General features: G+C 70.3%; 19 protein-coding genes. 12 read left to right on the top strand and 7 right to left on the bottom strand.

Annotated features, from left to right (window positions below):
• Positions 1–18 precede the first annotated feature (18 nt).
• A complete protein-coding gene (locus JOE67_RS15755; RefSeq protein ID WP_204974478.1) occupies positions 19–1,056 on the bottom strand; it encodes a DUF5937 family protein in 1,038 nt (345 codons plus the stop codon).
• Between the two features lie 64 nt (positions 1,057–1,120).
• Here JOE67_RS15755 and JOE67_RS05365 point away from each other — a divergent pair, with 64 nt between their 5' ends.
• Genes JOE67_RS05365 through JOE67_RS05355 form a run of 3 tightly spaced genes read left to right on the top strand, consistent with a single transcriptional unit; the run spans position 1,121 to position 2,436 of the window.
• Positions 1,121–1,477, top strand: coding sequence for a cupin domain-containing protein (locus tag JOE67_RS05365; RefSeq protein WP_204974477.1), 357 nt, complete (start codon positions 1,121–1,123; stop codon positions 1,475–1,477).
• Positions 1,478–1,485: 8 nt separating this feature from the next.
• Complete coding sequence (locus JOE67_RS05360; protein ID WP_204974476.1) at positions 1,486–1,782, top strand: DUF4287 domain-containing protein; 297 nt, start codon at positions 1,486–1,488, stop codon at positions 1,780–1,782.
• A 12-nt stretch (positions 1,783–1,794) separates the two neighbouring features.
• Positions 1,795–2,436 (top strand): dihydrofolate reductase family protein, encoded by a 642-nt coding sequence (locus JOE67_RS05355; protein WP_204974475.1) that lies wholly within the window; start codon positions 1,795–1,797, stop codon positions 2,434–2,436.
• Positions 2,437–2,448: 12 nt separating this feature from the next.
• On the opposite strand, the gene JOE67_RS05350 is transcribed toward JOE67_RS05355, so the two are convergent.
• Positions 2,449–2,709, bottom strand: coding sequence for a DUF4229 domain-containing protein (locus JOE67_RS05350; protein WP_204974474.1), 261 nt, complete (start codon positions 2,707–2,709; stop codon positions 2,449–2,451).
• Between the two features lie 88 nt (positions 2,710–2,797).
• On the opposite strand from JOE67_RS05350, the gene JOE67_RS05345 reads away from it, so the two are divergent.
• Together JOE67_RS05345 and JOE67_RS05340 are read left to right on the top strand one after the other, a co-directional pair.
• Positions 2,798–3,139 (top strand): PLD nuclease N-terminal domain-containing protein, encoded by a 342-nt coding sequence (locus JOE67_RS05345; RefSeq protein WP_204974473.1) that lies wholly within the window; start codon positions 2,798–2,800, stop codon positions 3,137–3,139.
• Positions 3,136–4,887, top strand: a complete 1,752-nt coding sequence (locus JOE67_RS05340; protein WP_204974472.1) for a thiamine pyrophosphate-binding protein — start codon at positions 3,136–3,138, stop codon at positions 4,885–4,887. Before JOE67_RS05345 ends, JOE67_RS05340 begins: the two co-directional genes overlap by 4 nt.
• Positions 4,888–4,904: 17 nt before the next feature.
• Here the strand turns inward: JOE67_RS05340 and JOE67_RS05335 are convergent, their stop codons facing one another.
• Positions 4,905–6,470 carry a DNA recombination protein RmuC gene (locus JOE67_RS05335; RefSeq protein ID WP_204974471.1) on the bottom strand — a complete coding sequence of 522 codons (1,566 nt, stop codon included), beginning with the start codon at positions 6,468–6,470 and terminating at the stop codon, positions 4,905–4,907.
• A 99-nt stretch (positions 6,471–6,569) separates the two neighbouring features.
• Here JOE67_RS05335 and JOE67_RS05330 point away from each other — a divergent pair, with 99 nt between their 5' ends.
• Positions 6,570–7,424 (top strand): polyphosphate kinase 2 family protein, encoded by an 855-nt coding sequence (locus JOE67_RS05330; RefSeq protein WP_204974470.1) that lies wholly within the window; start codon positions 6,570–6,572, stop codon positions 7,422–7,424.
• A 16-nt stretch (positions 7,425–7,440) separates the two neighbouring features.
• Here the strand turns inward: JOE67_RS05330 and ubiE are convergent, their stop codons facing one another.
• The gene (gene ubiE, locus JOE67_RS05325) at positions 7,441–8,151 is read right to left on the bottom strand and encodes a bifunctional demethylmenaquinone methyltransferase/2-methoxy-6-polyprenyl-1,4-benzoquinol methylase UbiE (protein WP_204974469.1); all 711 of its coding nucleotides are present in this window, start codon (positions 8,149–8,151) and stop codon (positions 7,441–7,443) included.
• A gap of 140 nt (positions 8,152–8,291) precedes the next feature.
• Here ubiE and JOE67_RS05320 point away from each other — a divergent pair, with 140 nt between their 5' ends.
• The 5 genes from JOE67_RS05320 (at position 8,292) to JOE67_RS05300 (ending at position 13,881) form a co-directional block, all read left to right on the top strand.
• Complete coding sequence (locus JOE67_RS05320; protein ID WP_204974468.1) at positions 8,292–8,846, top strand: DUF402 domain-containing protein; 555 nt, start codon at positions 8,292–8,294, stop codon at positions 8,844–8,846.
• 43 nt (positions 8,847–8,889) lie between these two features.
• Complete coding sequence (locus JOE67_RS05315) at positions 8,890–10,158, top strand: isochorismate synthase (RefSeq protein ID WP_204974467.1); 1,269 nt, start codon at positions 8,890–8,892, stop codon at positions 10,156–10,158.
• Between the two features lie 231 nt (positions 10,159–10,389).
• On the top strand, positions 10,390–11,451 hold the full coding sequence (locus JOE67_RS05310; protein ID WP_204974466.1) for a polyprenyl synthetase family protein: 1,062 nt from the start codon (positions 10,390–10,392) through the stop codon (positions 11,449–11,451).
• Positions 11,452–11,464: 13 nt separating this feature from the next.
• Complete coding sequence (locus JOE67_RS05305) at positions 11,465–12,838, top strand: FAD-dependent oxidoreductase (protein ID WP_204974465.1); 1,374 nt, start codon at positions 11,465–11,467, stop codon at positions 12,836–12,838.
• A gap of 44 nt (positions 12,839–12,882) precedes the next feature.
• On the top strand, positions 12,883–13,881 hold the full coding sequence (locus JOE67_RS05300) for an alpha/beta hydrolase (RefSeq protein ID WP_204974464.1): 999 nt from the start codon (positions 12,883–12,885) through the stop codon (positions 13,879–13,881).
• Here JOE67_RS05300 and JOE67_RS05295 read toward each other — a convergent pair.
• Positions 13,874–14,518 carry a GntR family transcriptional regulator gene (locus tag JOE67_RS05295; protein WP_204974463.1) on the bottom strand — a complete coding sequence of 215 codons (645 nt, stop codon included), beginning with the start codon at positions 14,516–14,518 and terminating at the stop codon, positions 13,874–13,876. The two genes, JOE67_RS05300 and JOE67_RS05295, sit on opposite strands and share 8 nt — an antisense overlap.
• A gap of 129 nt (positions 14,519–14,647) precedes the next feature.
• Here JOE67_RS05295 and JOE67_RS05290 point away from each other — a divergent pair, with 129 nt between their 5' ends.
• Positions 14,648–15,313 (top strand): lipoate--protein ligase family protein, encoded by a 666-nt coding sequence (locus JOE67_RS05290; protein ID WP_204974462.1) that lies wholly within the window; start codon positions 14,648–14,650, stop codon positions 15,311–15,313.
• 24 nt (positions 15,314–15,337) lie between these two features.
• Here JOE67_RS05290 and JOE67_RS05285 read toward each other — a convergent pair whose 3' ends face one another.
• Complete coding sequence (locus JOE67_RS05285; protein WP_204974461.1) at positions 15,338–15,826, bottom strand: YajQ family cyclic di-GMP-binding protein; 489 nt, start codon at positions 15,824–15,826, stop codon at positions 15,338–15,340.
• 45 nt (positions 15,827–15,871) lie between these two features.
• Entirely contained in the window at positions 15,872–17,185 is a 1,314-nt protein-coding gene (locus tag JOE67_RS05280) for a serine/threonine-protein kinase (protein WP_204974460.1), read from the bottom strand.
• Between the last annotated feature and the right edge of the window lie 72 nt (positions 17,186–17,257).

The raw sequence follows: 17,257 nt of genomic DNA, 5'->3' as shown, positions 1-17,257 counted from the left end.
CGCGACCCATCGCCAGGGTCAGAGGGTGGCCCCGACGACCGCTTCGCCCAGCGGGGTGCGCAGATGCAGCATCCTGTTTCCCTCCCGCGAGCTCGCGATCAGCCCCGCGTCGCGCAGCACCGTGAGGTGATGCGACGCGGTAGACGCTGCGATGCCGGCGTCGACGGCGACCTGCGACGTCGTCCGCGCGATATGGGCCTGCAGCAGGATCCCGGCGCGCACCGGACCGAGCAGCGCGCCGAGCGCGTGCGCCAGGTCGGTGGTGTCCCGTGCCCAGCCCGCCGTCACGCCGCGAGCCGGATAGAACAGGACGGGCTGCGCGGGCGGCTCGGTGATGACCATGCACCCCCACGACGACATCACCGACGGTACGAGCACGAGTCCGCCTCCGCGGCAGTCGACGTCTTCGCTGTGCCGGCGCAGCTGCACGCGCACGGCGCCGTCGCTCCAGCGGACGGTGCGGTGCAGTCCACCGGCCATCGCGGCGATCCCGCCGGTGGCGATGGCGCGGGCTCGTACGGCGATGTCTGCACGCAGCAGCCGCTCCAGCTGGGGCCACACGGGCGACAGCGCGGCATCCCACACCTGCTCCCAGGCGTCGGCGATGAGCGCTCTGGCGCGCTCGGGCTCGGCGTGCATGCGGCGCAGCGCCGCCTGCCGCTCGCCTGACGAGCGCACCACCATCTTCGCCAGATCGATCCGGATGCCAGCGATCGCCGCCGCGCGCAGAGCGGCGAGCTCGTCGGCCGGCGTCAGATCCCACCGGGGGTCGGTGGTGAGGAAATCGGGCATGTAGCCGTCCGCGCCGATCACCTGCGTCAGCAGCGCGAAGGGCTCTCGAGGCAGATTCTCGCGCACGCTGCGCAGCCAGCCCCACTGCAGCGGGTGCTGCTGCGGTCGCAGGAGGATGCGAACCGCATGAGCCAGCTCATGCCCGGGCGAGATGCCGAAGCGCACGGCCTGGATGTCACCAGGGCTGAGGTGGAAGTCGACCCGGTGATCGGGGTGCTCGACGCCCTCGGGCGGCGCCCCCGTCGGGCGCGTGTTTCGATCCACGTCGAAACTCTAGGGGCTCCGTGCCGGCGGCGGAAGAGTGATCCTCAGACACCGAGGAGGCATCATGATCGACACACTCGCCGAACCGACGCTGGTCGCCCCCGAGCAGCTCGTCATCGGCAGCCGAGGCACACGCCGCTTCGAAGGCGTCGAGCACGGAGCGGCCGTCTCGTACTTCTTCGTCGACAACCGGCCGGGCGAGGGCTCAGGGCTGCACTGGCATCCCTATCCTGAGACCTGGGTGGTGCTCGAAGGCGAGGCGACCTTCGTCGTCGCCGACCGGCGCATCGTCGCCACCGCCGGCGACACGGTCACCGGTCCGGCCTTCGTGCCCCACCGATTCACGAACACCGGCGACGCACGGATGCGCCTCATCGGCATCCACGCCTCGGCAGTCATCATCCAGACAGACCTCGAATAAGGAGCAGCATGTCGTTTCAGGCATATCTCGACAACATCGAGACCAAGACGGGGCTGACCCCCAGACAGTTCATCGAGCTCGCGTCCCAGAAGGGCTTCGGTCCCGGCACCAAGGCCACTCCGATCCTCGAATGGCTGAAAGCCGACTACGACCTGTCACGGGGGTACGGCATGGCGCTCGTGCATGTGATCACCAAGGGCCCGCAGATCAGCGCGAAGCACGTCGGCACCGATGGCTCGCACGCCGATCCGACAGACACGCTCTGGCTCGACGGCAAGGCCAGCAACCCGGCATCCGCCGGCTGAGAGGAGAAGACCATGACCGTGAAGATCGACCTCAACGTCTCGCTCGACGGTTTCGCGACGACGACCGATCAGACCCAGGAGAACCCGATGGGCGACGACTGGTCGCGCCTGACCGCGGCGTACGTCGGCACCCGCACCATGCGCGAGAAGGTGCTCGGCGACACGTCCGGAGCCGGTACCACGGGGGTCGATGAGAAGTACGCGAGCGCCTACTTCGAGGGCACCGGTGCCGAGATCATGGGTGCAGGCATGTTCGGTCTGCACCTGTTCGGAGACGACCCGGGCTGGCGCGGCTGGTGGGGTGACGAGCCGCCGTTCGAGGTTCCCGTTCTCGTGCTCACCCACACACCGAGGCCGTCGATCGAGTTCGACAACGGCACGGTCTTCCACTTCATCGACGCGTCGCCTCGCGACGCCCTCGCACGCGCCTGCGAGCTCGCAGGCGATGCCGATGTGCGCATCGGCGGCGGCATCGACGTGGTGCGGCAGTTCCTGAAGGCAGGGCTGGTCGACCGGCTGCATCTCGCGGTGGCGCCGATCGTGCTCGGGCGCGGAGAGCGCATCTGGGACGACCTGCGCGGCATCGAGAACGACTACTCGATCAGCAGCGAGGTCGCCGAGAGCGGCGTCACGCACATCACCTTCCGGCGCTGAGCGCCGCGCGGCTCACTGACCGGAGACCTGGTCCTCAGCGTCCTCGTCCGATGGTCCTCTGTCGCGGTTGCGCTTCGCGTAGAGGTCGCGGGAAGCCTGCGACAGAGGGGCCCGCAGGAACAGCAGCGAGATGCTCATGCCGATGAGCGCGGCGAACAGCGCGGCGAGCCACCAGTACTCGCGGAAGACGGGGAACAGCCACAGGATCCCCAGCGGCACGATGAACGCCAGCAACCGCAGAACGGTGTAGACGAGGAGGGGTGGCAGCTTCACCCCGACAGTCTACGAGCGGGGCTTAGGCGCCCGCTGTGCGAGCCCGCTCACCGGATCCAGTCGCGACGCGGCGACCTACACTGGAAACATGGCTCGTTTCCTGTTCGTCGGCGGTTTTCTGGCTGTCATCTTCTGGGTGTTCAGCATCGTCGACGTGGCCGTGCAGCCGGCCGATCGTCACCGCGGGGTCTCCAAGACCGCCTGGGTGCTGATCGTCATCCTGCTGCCGGTGATCGGGGGCATCCTGTGGTTCTGGATCGGGCGCCGCCGCCGCGGCGAGAAGGTCAGCGATTTCGTGACTGGGCCCGACGACGATCCCGCGGCGCTTCGTCGCATGAGCACGGCCGAGCAGGATGCCCGTATCCGCCAGCTCGAGGAGGAGCTCGCGCGGCTCGACGACGAGACCGACGGCACGGACCCCCGGTCGTGACCGTCTCGCCGGCGAGCGACGCGGCCGCGTCGCTCCTCGCTGAGCTCGTGGCGCACGGGGTGCGAGACCTTGTGCTCTCGCCGGGGTCACGATCACAGGCTCTCGCGCTCGCCGCGACCGCGCTCGCCCGCTCCGGTGCTCTGCGCGTGCACGTGCGCATCGACGAGCGGGTGGCGGGGTTCACCGCATTGGGCCTGGCCCGTGAGAGCCGTGTTCCCGTCGCTGTGCTCTGCACGTCTGGCACGGCCGCAGGCAACCTGCTTCCCGCGACGATGGAGGCGTTCCACTCGGGCATCCCGCTGGTGCTCCTCACTGCCGACCGGCCACCGGAGCTGCGCGGCGTCGGCGCCAACCAGGCGACCATCCAGCCGGGCATCTTCGGCCCGTTCGTGCGGCTGCAGGTCGATGCCGAGGTGCCCGGTGCGTCGGAGATCTCGGACGAGACGGCCACGGAGCAGGATGTCGCGAATGGGCGCGCCGGCAGCGGGCCTGATCGTCCGACAGTTCCGACCGCGGGCACGGCGTGGACCGGGCTCGGCGAGCGGGCCGTGCGGGCCGCGCTCGGGATCGAGGGCGATGGGCTGGCCGGGGTCTCCGGCCCCGTGCACCTGAATCTGCCCAGTCGTGAGCCCCTGTCGGCTGCCGGCGATGTGGCGGCCGCGCCGGGCGAAGCCCCCGCCGCCGTGCTTGCCGAGCCTGTGGTGCTCCCGCGCGGTCTTCGCACCGTGGTCATCGCGGGAGCGGATGCCGGACCGGATGCCGAGGAGCTCTCTCACGCCGGGGGGTGGCCTCTCATCGCCGAGGTCGTCAGCGGCGCGCGCTTCGGCAGGCTCCTCGTGCACGGCTACCGCGAGCTGCTGCGCGATGACGCGCTCGGCGGCCGTGTGGAGCGCGCCGTCGTCTTCGGGCACCCGACCCTCAGCCGCGAGGTCGCGGCGCTGCTCGCACGTCGTGATGTCGATGTCGTCGCCGTACGCGGTGGCGGCGAGGCGCTCGACCTGAACGGACGCACCCAGGCGGCGCCGGCGGTCGCGGTCGAGCCGGGTCCGGCCGACCGCACGTGGCTGGGCGAGTGGATGACCGCCTCGCAGACGCGCGCGATCGACCTCAGCGCCCCGGCGCCGGATCAGAAGGGCCTGTACTCCGAAGACAAGGCCGAGCGTCTGGGCGCGGTGCGCGCCGAGCTCGATGCGGTGCGCAGGAGGGTGGACAGGGAGATCCTGGTGGATGCCGTATGGCGCGCCACCTGGCCGCACGACCGCCTCATGTTCGGATCGTCCCGCCTGGTCCGGGTGGCCGATCAGGTGCTGGGCGGGAAGAAGGTGCCCGTGCACGCCAGCCGCGGGCTGGCCGGCATCGACGGCACGGTGGCGACCGGCATCGGCATCGCGCTGGCCAGTCAGGCCGATGGCGCTCCCGGCGTGACCCGCGTGCTGCTCGGCGACCTCGCTCTTCTGCATGATGTCGGTGCGCTGCTGCTGCCCGCCGACGAGCCGAGGCCGCGCATTCAGGTGATCGTCGGCAACGACGGCGGCGGCACCATCTTCGACGGCCTCGAAGTCGCGTCATCCGCCCAGCGCGAAGACCTCGACCGCGCGTTCTACACGCCGCAGGGAGTGCAGCTGGCGCAGCTCGCCGCCGCCTACGGCTGGGAGTTCCTGCAGGTGAGCACCCGGTCAGCGCTCGATCAGGCGCTGACGTCTGCGATCGCCGGTCCGCAGCTCATCGAGGTCCCTCTCGACCGCTGATCGCACACCGGCCGGGGTCAGTCGAGCCTGCTGGTGATCTCGCCGAGATCTGCGCTGGCATAGCGCTCGTCGGATGCCGACACCTCCGATGTGCCGGCCTCGAGCTCGTACAGGTCGCTCTTCTGCGGAGCGACGGCCTGCGCCTCGACAGGCTGGGTCTCGGTGAGCACGTCCTCGAGGCCCTGCAGGGCGCTGAACCGGCGCGCCTGCGTGACGACATTGCGATCGAGCGACCCCGCGAACCGGTTGTAGGCGTCGACGGTGGAGTTGAGGCTGCGCCCGAGCTTCGCGAGATGCTGGCCGAGGGTGCCGAGACGCTTGTGCAGCTCTTTGCCGACGGTGAAGATCTGCTGCGCCTCCTGCGCCAGCTGATCCTGCCGCCAGGCATGCCCGACGGTGCGCAGCAGCGCGATGAGCGTCGACGGCGTCGCTATCACCACATTGCGCTCGAACGCGTACTCGTACAGCGTGGCGTCCTGATCGAGAGCGGCTGCGAGGAACGGCTCGGCCGGCACGAACATCACCACGAACTCGGGCGAGCCGGCCACGACGTCCCAGTACTCCTTGGCCCCCAGCTCGTCGATGTGCTTCTTCAGGTGGCGTGCGTGCGCCGCCAGGCGCTGTGCACGAACGGTGTCGTCGGTGGCCTCCATCGCCTCGAGGTAGCCGCTGAAGGCCACCTTCGAGTCGACGACCACGCGCTTGTCGCCGGCCAGATGCACCACCAGGTCGGGGCGCAGAGCCCCGTCGTCGGTGGTGTGGTGCAGCTGCTCGTCGAAGTCGACGTGATTGACCATGCCCGACGCCTCGACCACCCGCCGCAGCTGCAGCTCGCCCCACCGCCCGCGCACCTGCGGTGCGCGCAGCGCATTGACCAGGTTTCGGGTCTCGGAGCCGAGCGTCTCAGACGACTGGCGCATGATCTGCAGCTGCTCGGCCAGCGCCGCGTGGGCCTCGAGCCGCGCCTTCTCGGCCGTCGTCATCTCGGACTTCACCGTGTCGAGGGTCTTCTGGATCGGATCGATGAGCTGCTGCACGGCATCCTGCCGCTTCTGCAGCTCGGCCGCGCCCTCGCTCTGGCTGCGCTTGAGCCGCTCTTCCGCTTGCTGCAGGAACGCCTTCGTGTTCGCCTCGAGCGCCCGCCTGCTCAGCGCGTCGAACTCGTCTGCGAGGCGCTTCTGGTCGGCCTTCAGCTCGTCGAGACGCTCGGCGGCACGCTGCCGCTCGGCGTGCACATCGGCATCCGCCTCGTCGCGCACCTCGGCCAGCCGCCGCACATGCTCGGCTCGCTCGTGCTCGAGCCGCTCGCGCGCCTCTCGCCTGGCATCGGCCACCGCCGCCTCGCCCTGCTGTCGAGCCTCGGCGACCCGCCGGTCGCCCAGCGCCCGTTCCTCCTGCAGCCGGGCGGCCGTGTCGGCGCGCAGCGCCTCAGCATCCCGTTCGAGCGCATCGGCCCGAAGGCGAGCAGCCGTCGCCTCGGCCAGCTGCGCGGCATCGGCCGACCGTCCGCGCTGCGCCCCGAGCACGAAGCCGAGCGCCGCGGCGATGACGGCGACGACGATGACCAGAACGATGGTGTCCATGCATCCGATTGTGGGGGAGGCCACCGACACTGCGTCTCGCCGACGCGCGCTCGGCGCACCGCACTCGCCCCTGGGTCCCCAGGCGGGCATGATGTCTGCATGGCGACGCACGCATGGACGACCGAACCGGCAGAACTGCTCAGGGTGGGCGAGGACTTCTCGCTCTCCGACGTCGACGCGGGCGCGCATCCGGGTTTCGACGGAGACAAGGCTGCCGGAACCGCTCTGCTCGACGCTCGCGAGCAGCGGCTCGACGAGCTGCAGGAGCGCCTGTTCGCCGCCAGTCGCATCGGCGACGGACACGACGCCGTGCTGCTCGTGCTGCAGGCGATGGACACCGCGGGCAAGGGCGGCATCGTGCGGCACGTGGTGGGCGGCGTCGACCCCCAGGGGGTCGATTTCGCGGCGTTCAAGGCCCCCACGGAAGAGGAGCTGGCGCACGACTTCCTGTGGCGCGTCGAGAAGCGCCTCCCCGGCCCAGGGATGATCGGCGTGTTCGACCGCTCGCACTACGAGGACGTGCTGATCGGGCGCGTGCGCGGCCTCGCCGACGAGGCCGAGATCGAGCGCCGCTACGACGCCATCGTCGACTTCGAGCGCCGCATCGCGGCATCCGGAACCCGCATCGTCAAGGTCATGCTGCACATCTCGCGCGACGAGCAGAAGGAGCGCCTGGCCGAGCGCCTCGAACGGCCGGACAAGCACTGGAAATACAACCCCGGCGACGTCGACGAGCGCATGCACTGGGACGACTACATGGCCGCCTACCAGACCGTGTTCGAGCGCACCTCGACGCCGGAGGCGCCGTGGTACGTCGTGCCGGCGAACCGCAAGTGGTACGCGCGCCTTGCGGTGCAGGAGCTGCTCATCGACGCGCTGGAGGACATCGACCCGCAGTGGCCCTCCGCCGACTTCGACGTCGAGGCGGAGAAGAAGCGCCTCGCCGCCAGCTGAGCGCCGACGGTCAGGATCAGCGGGGTTTGCGGGCGCGGTGCAGCGCGACGATGCCGAACGACAGGTTGCGGTACTCGACGTCGGTCCAGCCCGCCTCGCGCAGCCATGCGGAGAGCGTGCGCTGGTCGGGCCAGTCGCGGATCGACTCGTTGAGGTAGTCGTAGGCGTCGCCGTTCGTGCTGGCCAGACGGGCGACGCGCGGCAGCACCTGGGCGTTGTAGAAGTTGTAGAACCCGCGGAAGAAGCGACCTGGCGGGGTCGAGAACTCGTTGATCACGACGCGTCCGCCGGGCTTGGTGACGCGCAGCAGCTCACGCAGCGCCTTCTTGGGATCCTGCACGTTGCGCAGCCCGTACGACATGGTGACCGCGTCGAACTCGTCGTCCGAGAAGGGCAGGTCCGTGGCGTCCGCCTCGACGAAGGTGATGTTCGGGAGGTGCCCGTGCCTGCGGCGGCCCTCGGCCAGCATCCCGGGCGAGAAGTCGGCGGCGACCACCTGCGCTCCGCTCGCGGCGAGAGACGCGGAGGAGGATGCCGTGCCCGCGGCCAGATCGAGGATCCGCTCGCCCCGCTTCGGTGCCACCGCACGGGTCGTGGCAGCGCGCCACAGCGCGTCGTTGCCGAGGGTCATGACCGTGTTCGTGCGGTCGTAGCCCTTCGCGACCTGGTCGAACATGCCGCTGACGTGCGAGGGGTTCTTGCCGAGATCGGCGCGGTTCGGCTCCATGCTTCGATCCTAGAGCGGGCGGGATGCGCGCGCTTCGCGCGGGAATGTGCGCTTCGCGCGGACGGATGCCGGGATTCGGCCCGCGCGAAGCGCACATCTCCGCGCCAGGTGTCGCGCGGCGCCGGGCATAGACTCGCCGGGTGAATGCGAATCGGCCCGAACCCGGCACTCCGATGGCGATGAAGTGGCGGAAGTGGGACGGTTCGCCGCACTGGGTCAACGACGTCATCTATCTGGGCGCCGATGAGTGGGGCGACTGGGTCGGGCAGCCGATCGGGTGGCGAAGCCACCGCCCCGGTGCCGATTTCGTCGCCGAGTCGCCGAACGTCACGCTCATCCCGCGAGACCACGACGACTACGCCCTCACCGTCCATCGCGGGCACCCGCGGGGCATGCGCATCTACATCGACCTCGCCTGGGATGTGCGCTGGACCGACGACCCGCTGCTGTCGACCGCGATCGACATGGACCTCGACGTCGTGCGCCGGCTCAACGAGCAGGGCACCTACGTCGACGACCGCGACGAGTGGGCCGAGCACAGCATCCGCTACGGGTATCCGGCCGACGTGATGACTCACCTCGAAGCCCGCGCGCTCGAGCTCGAAGAACGGGTGCGCGCGCAGAGCGTGCCGTTCGACGACGCCACTGCCGACCCGTGGCTCGACCGCCTCATCGCGCTCGGCCTCGACCGCTGACCCGAGGCGTCCACGCGTCGCCGCGAACCCGTAGGCTGGACGCGTGAGCAGCATCCGCCTGGTCGCGCAGACCCGCGAGATCCCACCCGTCGACGATCTGCTGGCACACACCTCCGCCCTCCGGCCGCTCGTCTGGCTGCGCCGCGGCGAGGGGATCGTGGCCGCAGGCGACGGGATCGCCGTCGAGGTCGGCGTGGGTTCCAGCGGCGCCGACCTGCGCAGCGCAGAGCTCGCCGCCGCGTGGCGAGAGCTCGCAGCCGACGCCGAGGTCGACGACGAGGTCGGCATCCCCGGCACCGGTCTGGTCGGCTTCGGCGCGCTGACGTTCGACGCGCGATCCACCGCCGTCAGCGTGCTGGTCGTGCCGCAGACCATCATCGGTCTGCGCGACGGACGCAGCTGGATCACGCGCATCCGCGCGATCGACGATGCCGACTTCGCCCCCGTGCCCGAGCCGGCGGCGAACGGCCCCCACTGGGCCGGCCGCGTCGGACCGGGCGCCCAGACGCCGCAGGGGTATCAGGATGCCGTCCGCCGAGCCCTCGACGAGATCGGCGCCGGCGCATACAGCAAGGTGGTGCTCGCCCGCGATCTCACCGGCACGGTGCCGGGTGACGCCGACCTGCGCCGCCTCGTGCGCGCCCTCTCCACCGGCTACCCGGACACGTGGACCTTCGCGGTCGACGGCCTGATCGGCGCCAGCCCGGAGACGCTCGTCACCTCGCACGAGCGCGCTGTCACGGCACGGGTGCTCGCAGGCACCGCGGCGCGCGGCGCCGACCCCGCCGAAGACCACGCGGCCTCGGCGGCGCTCGCCGCGAGCAGCAAGGACCTCGATGAGCACCGCTACGCCGTGCAGAGCGTGCTCGCCGCTCTCGGACCGCACACGAGCGAGCTCGATGCCGACGCCGAGCCCTTCGTGCTCGAGCTTCCCAACCTCTTCCACCTCGCGACCGACGTCGCTGGCCGGCTGAGCGACGGCGCCTCGTCGCTCGACCTCGTCGGGGCGATGCATCCGACGGCGGCTGTCGCCGGCACGCCCACGGATGCCGCGATCGCCGCCATCCGACGCATCGAGCCCTTCGATCGCGGGCGGTACGCCGGCCCGGTCGGCTGGATCGATGCCGCCGGCGACGGCGAGTGGGCGATCGCGCTGCGCTGCGCGCAGTTCGGCGACGCCCCGGACGGGGCATCCGGAGCCCGCCGCGTCACGGCCTACGCCGGGGCCGGCATCGTCTCGGGCAGCGAGCCCGAGGCGGAGCTGCTCGAGACGCGCGTGAAGTTCCGGCCGCTCGTCGACGCGCTGGCATGATTCGTCCGCCCGTCGCCCGCCTCACCGTCCGTCCCGCCTGCCCTACCCGCCCGTCCTCCACTCCCTCCTCCATCCCGAAACCTGCATCTGTCGCCGAAACCGGCGGTTGCAACTGCCGGTTTCGGCGACAGATGCAGGTCTCGGCGTCGTGGCGAGCCTTCGGAGGCGCGGAGAGCGAACCTGCGCGGCGGCCGTGCCGTCGTGTCTCCGCACGCGGGTAGGCTTGACCACGTGACTTCGAGCCCCGCGACCCCGGGCACGCGACTGGCGAGCCGACTCGGCTTCAGCGACCGCATCTTCCTCGGCCCCGCCGCACGTCGCGTGGCGTCGCGCATCGAGGCGGGTCTCGACCTCGTCGAGGCGGGCATCGCCGAAGAGGTGAAGGTCGCCGATTCGATCGCCGACGCCGCCGCCCGCTACCTCTACGAGGCCGGCGGCAAGCGCATCCGGCCCGTGCTCACCCTGCTCACCGCCCAGCTCGGCGACGGCAGCACCGATGCCGTGATCGACGTCGCCAAGGCGCTCGAGCTCACCCACCTCGGCTCGCTCTACCACGACGACGTCATGGACGGCGCCGACACCCGGCGCGGTGTTCCCGCAGCCCACGCGGTGTGGGGCAACAACGTCGCGATCCTCACGGGAGACATCCTGTTCTCGCGGGCCAGCCAGATCATGTCGCGCTACGGCGACCGGGCGATGCGGCTGCAGGCCGACACGTTCGAGCGCCTCGTGCTCGGCCAGCTGCACGAGACGGTCGGCGCACAGCCGGGCGACGACCCCATCGAGTTCTACATCCAGGTGCTCGCCGACAAGACCGGCTCGCTGATCGCCGCGGCCACGCAGGGCGGTGCGATCTTCTCGAACGCCCCGGCCGAGTACGAGGAGCCGCTGCGGGTCTACGGCGAGAAGGTGGGCGTCGCCTTCCAGCTGCTCGACGACGTGATCGACCTGTCGGCAGACGCGGAGGAGACGGGCAAGGTGCCCGGCACCGACCTGCGCGCCGGCGTGCCGACCATGCCCTCCCTGCTGCTGAAGACGAGCACCGCCCCAGAAGACGTCGATCTCGCGCGCCGGATCGATGAGGGCGTCGCCCGTATCGCCGAGGGCGCCGACCCCGCTGTGCTCGACGGCCCGCTCGCCGAGCTGCGCGACAACGACGCCACCGCGCAGACCATGACTCTCGCCCGCACCTGGACCGCTGATGCGATCGCCGCACTCGAACCGCTGCCCAAGGGCACGGTGCGCGATGCGCTCACCCGGTTCGCGGAGACTCTCGCTGATCGCAGCAGCTGACGGAAGGAACCCCATGACGAAGCTCAAGCTGGCCATCGTCGGGGCGGGACCGGCAGGCATCTACGCCGCCGACCTCCTGCTCAAGGCCGAGCGCAAGTTCGATGTCTCCATCGACCTGTTCGAGCAGCTGCCCGCACCCTACGGTCTGGTCCGCTACGGCGTCGCCCCCGATCACCCGCGCATCAAGGGCATCATCACGGCGCTGCGCGACGTGCTCGACCGCGGCGACATCCGCCTGTTCGGCAACGTGCGCTTCGGCACCGACATCACGCTCGAAGACCTCAAGAAGCACTACAACGCGGTGATCTTCGCAACCGGCGCGGTGCGCGACTCGGCGCTCGACATCCCCGGCATCGACGCCGACCACTCGTTCGGCGCGGCAGAGTACGTGAGCTGGTTCGACGGGCATCCGGACGTCCCGCGCGAGTGGAGCCTCGATGCCGAGTCCGTCGGCGTCATCGGCAACGGCAACGTCGCCCTCGACGTCGCGCGCATGCTCGCCAAGCACGCCGACGACCTGCTGGTCACCGAGGTCCCCGAGAACGTGTACCAGGGGCTCAAGGCCAGTTGCATCACCGACGTGCACGTGTTCGGCCGCCGCGGACCGGCGCAGGTGAAGTTCACGCCTCTCGAGCTGCGTGAGCTGGGCGAGCTGCGCGATGTCGACATGGTCGTCTACGACGAGGACTTCGATTACGACGAGGCCTCGCGCCAGGCTGTCACCAGCAACAAGCAGGTCATGGTGATGGATCGCATCATGCAGTCGTGGCGCAAGCTCGACTCGGTCAACAACGCCGGCGGCACGGCATCGCGCCGCCTGCACCTGCACTTCTGGGCGCGCCCTGTCGAGGTGAGGAAGGACGAGAACGGCCGTGTCGCCGCCCTCGTCTACGAGCGCACGAAGTCCGACGGCGCCGGCGGCGCGGTCGGCACCGGAGAGCTGCGCGAGGTGCCCATGCAGGCCCTGTACCGCGCGATCGGGTACTTCGGCTCGCCGCTGCCCGGCGTGCCGTTCGACAAGAAGCACGGCGTGATCCCCAACCGCGAGGGGCAGGTGCTCGAGACGAAGTCGAATCAGCGCGTGCCGGGCATCTACGCGACGGGCTGGATCAAGCGAGGCCCGGTCGGCCTGATCGGCCACACCAAGTCGGATGCCATGGAGACCGTGCGTCACCTGATCAACGACCAGGGCTCGTGGTGGCAGCCGGAAGACCCGTCTGACGACGCGATCCCGGCGCTGCTCGCCGAGCGCGGAGTGCAGTGGACGGATCTCGACGGCTGGCACCGTCTCGACGCGCACGAGATCGAGCTCGGAGCCCCGCACGAGCGCGCCCGCGTCAAGCTCGTGCCGCGCGACGAGATGGTGCGCGTCTCCCGCGGGGAGTGAGCCGGGCTCTTCCGGGTTCCTGAGCGGGCGGAGTGAGACGAAGCATGGGCGAGTGGGTCCCCGACATCCTCGGCGATGGTTTCGAACAGCTCACGCTGCCGCTGGGCGAGGATGCCGAGGGCGAGGTCCTCGCGACCGTGGTGCGCGCACTGCCCGAAGCAGCACCCTGGTGGCGGCTGCGCGGTGATCCCCGCCCGCTGAACGGCGTCGACGTGCTCTACGTGCACGGCTGGTCGGACTACTTCTTCCAGAAGCGTCTCGCCCGGTTCTGGACCGACCGGGGTGCCCGGTTCTTCGCCCTCGACCTTCGGAAGTACGGCCGCAGCCTGCGGCCGTGGCAGACGCCGGGCTTCGTGATGGGTCTCGCCGAGTACGACGCCGACATCGAGGCGGCCCTGGGCGCGCGAGGCGAGACCGACGGACGCCGGCTCGTGCTGCTCGGGCACTCGACCGGGGGCCTGATCCTCAGCCTGTGGGCGTCACGGCATCCGCGTCAGGTCGACGCCATCGTCCTCAACGCGCCGTGGCTCGAGTTCCAGCTGCGCCCCGTGCGGGCTGCTATCGCTCCCATGGTGGGTCTTCAGGCACGGCTCTGGCCCAAGGACGTCGCGCCGCAGGTCGACCTGGGCTTCTACACCCGCGCGCAGAACGAGGTGGCCGACCCGGACGATCCCATGGAGATCAACCTCGCCTGGCGCCCGGAGCAGACGATGACGGTGCACGCGGCATGGCTGCACGCGATCTTCGAAGGCCATGCGGCGGTCGCGTCCGGGCTGCACATCCTGGCTCCGGTGTGCGTGCTGCTCTCGGCGCGCACCGCCGTGCCCACGCGCTGGTCGGAGGAGCTCACGAGCGCCGACAGCGTGCTCGTCGTCGACGACATCGCCCGTGCGGCGTTGAAACTGGGCAGCTCCGTGACCGTCGAGCGCATCGACGGCGCGCTGCACGACGTGTTCCTCTCACGACGAGAGGCGCGCAACGAGGCATACGCCCGGCTCGACCGCTGGGTGCGCGGCTGGGCGCTGGGCGCGCGGCTCAGATGACGTCGTACATGCGCCTGCAGGCCTGCTCGGCGGCATCCGCATCACCCAGCCGCAGCGCCTCCTCGAGATCGGCGCACGCGGCGGCGACCGCCGGATGCCTCTCGGCCGGCACCTCGTGAGTCTTCAGCGCGCGCGAGAGGGCGAGGCTGGCCTCGCCCACCAGCGACTGCTGCAGAGTGTTTCCTGACCGCGCGGCGAGGAATCCGACGACCGCATGACGCGCGCGCGAGGTCGCGGCGGCGTCGGCGAGATCGGCAGGCACGGCGCGGATCAGGCCGCACACGACCTCGACCTCGTCGGCGCTCAGCCGCCGACACGCGAGACGCGCGATGATGCCAGCCTGCAGGCCCGCGAAGACGTGCGCCGTCTCGACCTGCTCGGGCGTCACCGACGTGACCTCGGTGTACCTGCTCGGGTACATCATCACCAGGCCGATGCGCTCGAGGCGCTGCAGCGCCTCGCGCACGGGCGTCCGCGATACCGAGAGCTCGGCGGCCAGCTCGTTGTCGCGGATGCGCGCGCCTGGCGCGAGATCCCCACTGACGATGCGCTCGCCGATCAGTTGGAAAAGTCCCTCGGCAAGCAGGTGCTTCTTCGTCGCGATCTCTGCTCGAGCCGGTCGTTCGACGTCGATCATGTGTCACTCCCCATACGCCTTGCGGCGTCCCCCGGCTGCCCCATACAGCCTGTAACACCAGCATTCTACCCGCGTCATCGCCGGTTTTGACCGACGGATATCGGCGGACCTCCCGATATCGTCTGTGCTGTGACCGCAATCGACCTCCCTGAAGCCCCTCTCGTCGCCGAGGAGGCCTTCGATCACAGCGTGGCGCCGCTGCGTTCCATCGGCTCTGGTGAACTCGCCGGCGAACGCGCACTGCGCATCCACACGCCGCTGCCGACGCTGGCGATGAGCCGATGGGAGAGCCGTCAGCCCGGTTTCGCGGCCGCGTCCGATGCCGCGCGCCGCCTCGGCTTCGCTCCGGCGATCAGACCCACCGGCGGACGAGCCGCCGCCTACGACCAGACCTGCCTGGTGTTCGACCTCGTCGTGCGCGAAGACGAGGGCATCGACCCGCAGCCACTCTTCGCGTCGACCTCAGCACGTCTCGCGAGCGCGCTCGCAGACATGGGCGTCGATGCGCACGTCGGCGCCGTGGCGGGGGAGTACTGCCCCGGCGAGTACAGCATCAACGCGCGCGGTGCGGTCAAGCTCATCGGCACCTCGCAGCGCGCAGTGCGCGGGGCGCGCCTGCTGAGCGGGGTGATCGCGCTGGGCGCGGTCGACCACCTGCTTCCGGTGCTGGACGCCGCGAACGCGGCGCTCGGCCTCGACTGGGACCCGTCGACCTTCGGCGGGCTCTCTGCCGAGATCGGTCAGGTCGACCGGCAGACGGTGGTGGATGCCCTGATCGCCGCGCTCGCAGAATGAGCGCGGTGCCGGGGCGGGCCGGTGTCAGCGGTAGTTGATGAACTGCAGGTCGATGTCGAGGTCGCTGCCCTTGAGCAGGGCGATCACGGCCTGGAGGTCGTCACGGCTCTTGGACTGCACGCGCAGCTCGTCGCCCTGGATCTGGCTCTTCACGCCCTTCGGGCCCTCGTCGCGGATGATCTTGCCGATCTTCTTCGCGTTCTCGCTGGAGATGCCGTCCTTGAGAGTCGACGTCAGACGGTACTCCTTGCCGCTGGCGACAGGTTCCCCCGACTCGAGGCTCTTCAGCGAGATGCCCCGCTTGATCAGCTTCGTCTGGAACACATCGAGGACCGCGTTGACGCGCTCCTCGGAGTTGGCGACGATGACGATCTGCTCGCCGCTCCACGAGATCGAGGCGCCGGTGCCCTTGAAGTCGTAGCGCTGCTCGATCTCCTTGCGCGCCTGGTTGAGAGCGTTGTCCGCCTCCTGGTGGTCGACCTTGGAGACGATGTCGAACGAAGAATCAGCCATGCCTACCACCATAGAGCGTCTGTGCCGAACGCCGGGAGGCGTCCGTCACTTGCCGCCCTTGTCCTTGCCCTGTGAGCTTCCGCCCTTGTCCGACCCCTTGCCCGAGTTGGTGTCCGACGAGCTTCCCGAGTTCTTCCCGGGTCCTGCGTTGTCGTTCTTCGCCGTCTCGGCCGCGCTCTTCTCCGCCGGCGCGGTGGCCGTCTGCGCCTCGGGTGCGTCCGGCTGCTCGGCGACGGGGGTCTGCACGGGCGCCGGCTGCACGGCTGCCGGCGCCGCCGGCGTCTCTGCGACCTGCGCGGGCGACTCGCTCGGCAGCGGTGAGGGGCCGGCGGGAGATCCCATCCAGGCGCCGGCGAGCACGGTGGCAGCAGCCGCTGCGGCCGCGAACACGCCCATCGTCCTCCGCCGCCCGAAGCGCTTCGGACGCATGTCGGGGGTGGTGGCCGCCGCGACCAGCGGCGCGACAGGAGTGGCGATCTCGACGGCCGGAAGCGCCGTGGTGACACCGGTCGTGTCGTCACGCGCATCCACTGACAGGGCCGTGACCTCGGCGACCACCTGGGCCGCCGTCGGCCGCTCGCCCGGCTCGCTGCTGGTCATGCGCCTGAGCAGGTGCACCCATTCGATCCCGAGCTCGTCCGGGATGGTCGGGGGACTCACCAGCCGGGCGAGGGCCGTCTGCACGTCGCGGGTGCGCGGGAAGGCGGGCTCGCCGGTGAGCGACTCGAGCAGCACGAGCCCGAGCGAGTAGATATCGGCGGCCGGGGTGATCGGATCGGCCTTCACCTGCTCGGGAGCCATATATGCGGCGGTGCCGATCGCGATCCCGGGCGAGGTGCGGCGCGCCTCGTCGGGGTGGAAGGCGATGCCGAAGTCGGTGAGCTTCGCGATCCAGCCGGCGCCGTCTTCGGCTCGGGCGAGAAGCACGTTGGATGGCTTCACGTCGCGATGCACGATGCCGCGCGCATGCACGACGCGCAGCGCGTCGGCGAGGTCGCGGCCGATCACCGCAGCCTCACGCCTGCTGATCGGACCGTGGGTGAGGTGCGTCGCGAGCGTGGGCCCGTCGACGTACTCCATGACCAGGTAGCGGGGGTGGGGCAGGTCGAGGCTGGCGTCGTACAGCGCCACGAGCGAGGGGTGGGAGAGGGATGCCAGAAGAGCCGTCTCGCTGTGGATGCGCTCGGACTCGAGCGTCATCTCGTCATCGGCGCGAAGCAGCTTGATCGCGACCGTGCGCCGGAGCAGGGTGTCGTGGGCACGGTAGACCATGCACGTTCCGCCCCTGCCCACGCAGGCGTCGAGTCGATACCGCCCGTCGAGGAGGGGAGCTGTGGCCTCGTCGTCGATCGTGTCCATCGGAGCTCCGGAATCCCGCACGGCTCGGGCGCCGTGACCCTCCTCACGGTAGGAGCCCCGCCGGGGGTCGTC

Origin of the sequence: Microbacterium esteraromaticum (genome assembly GCF_016907315.1) — a bacterium.
Taxonomy (GTDB): Bacteria; Actinomycetota; Actinomycetes; order Actinomycetales; family Microbacteriaceae; genus Microbacterium; species Microbacterium esteraromaticum.
Note: the sequence above shows the minus strand (reverse complement) of the source record. Positions and strands in the feature narration are given on the sequence as shown.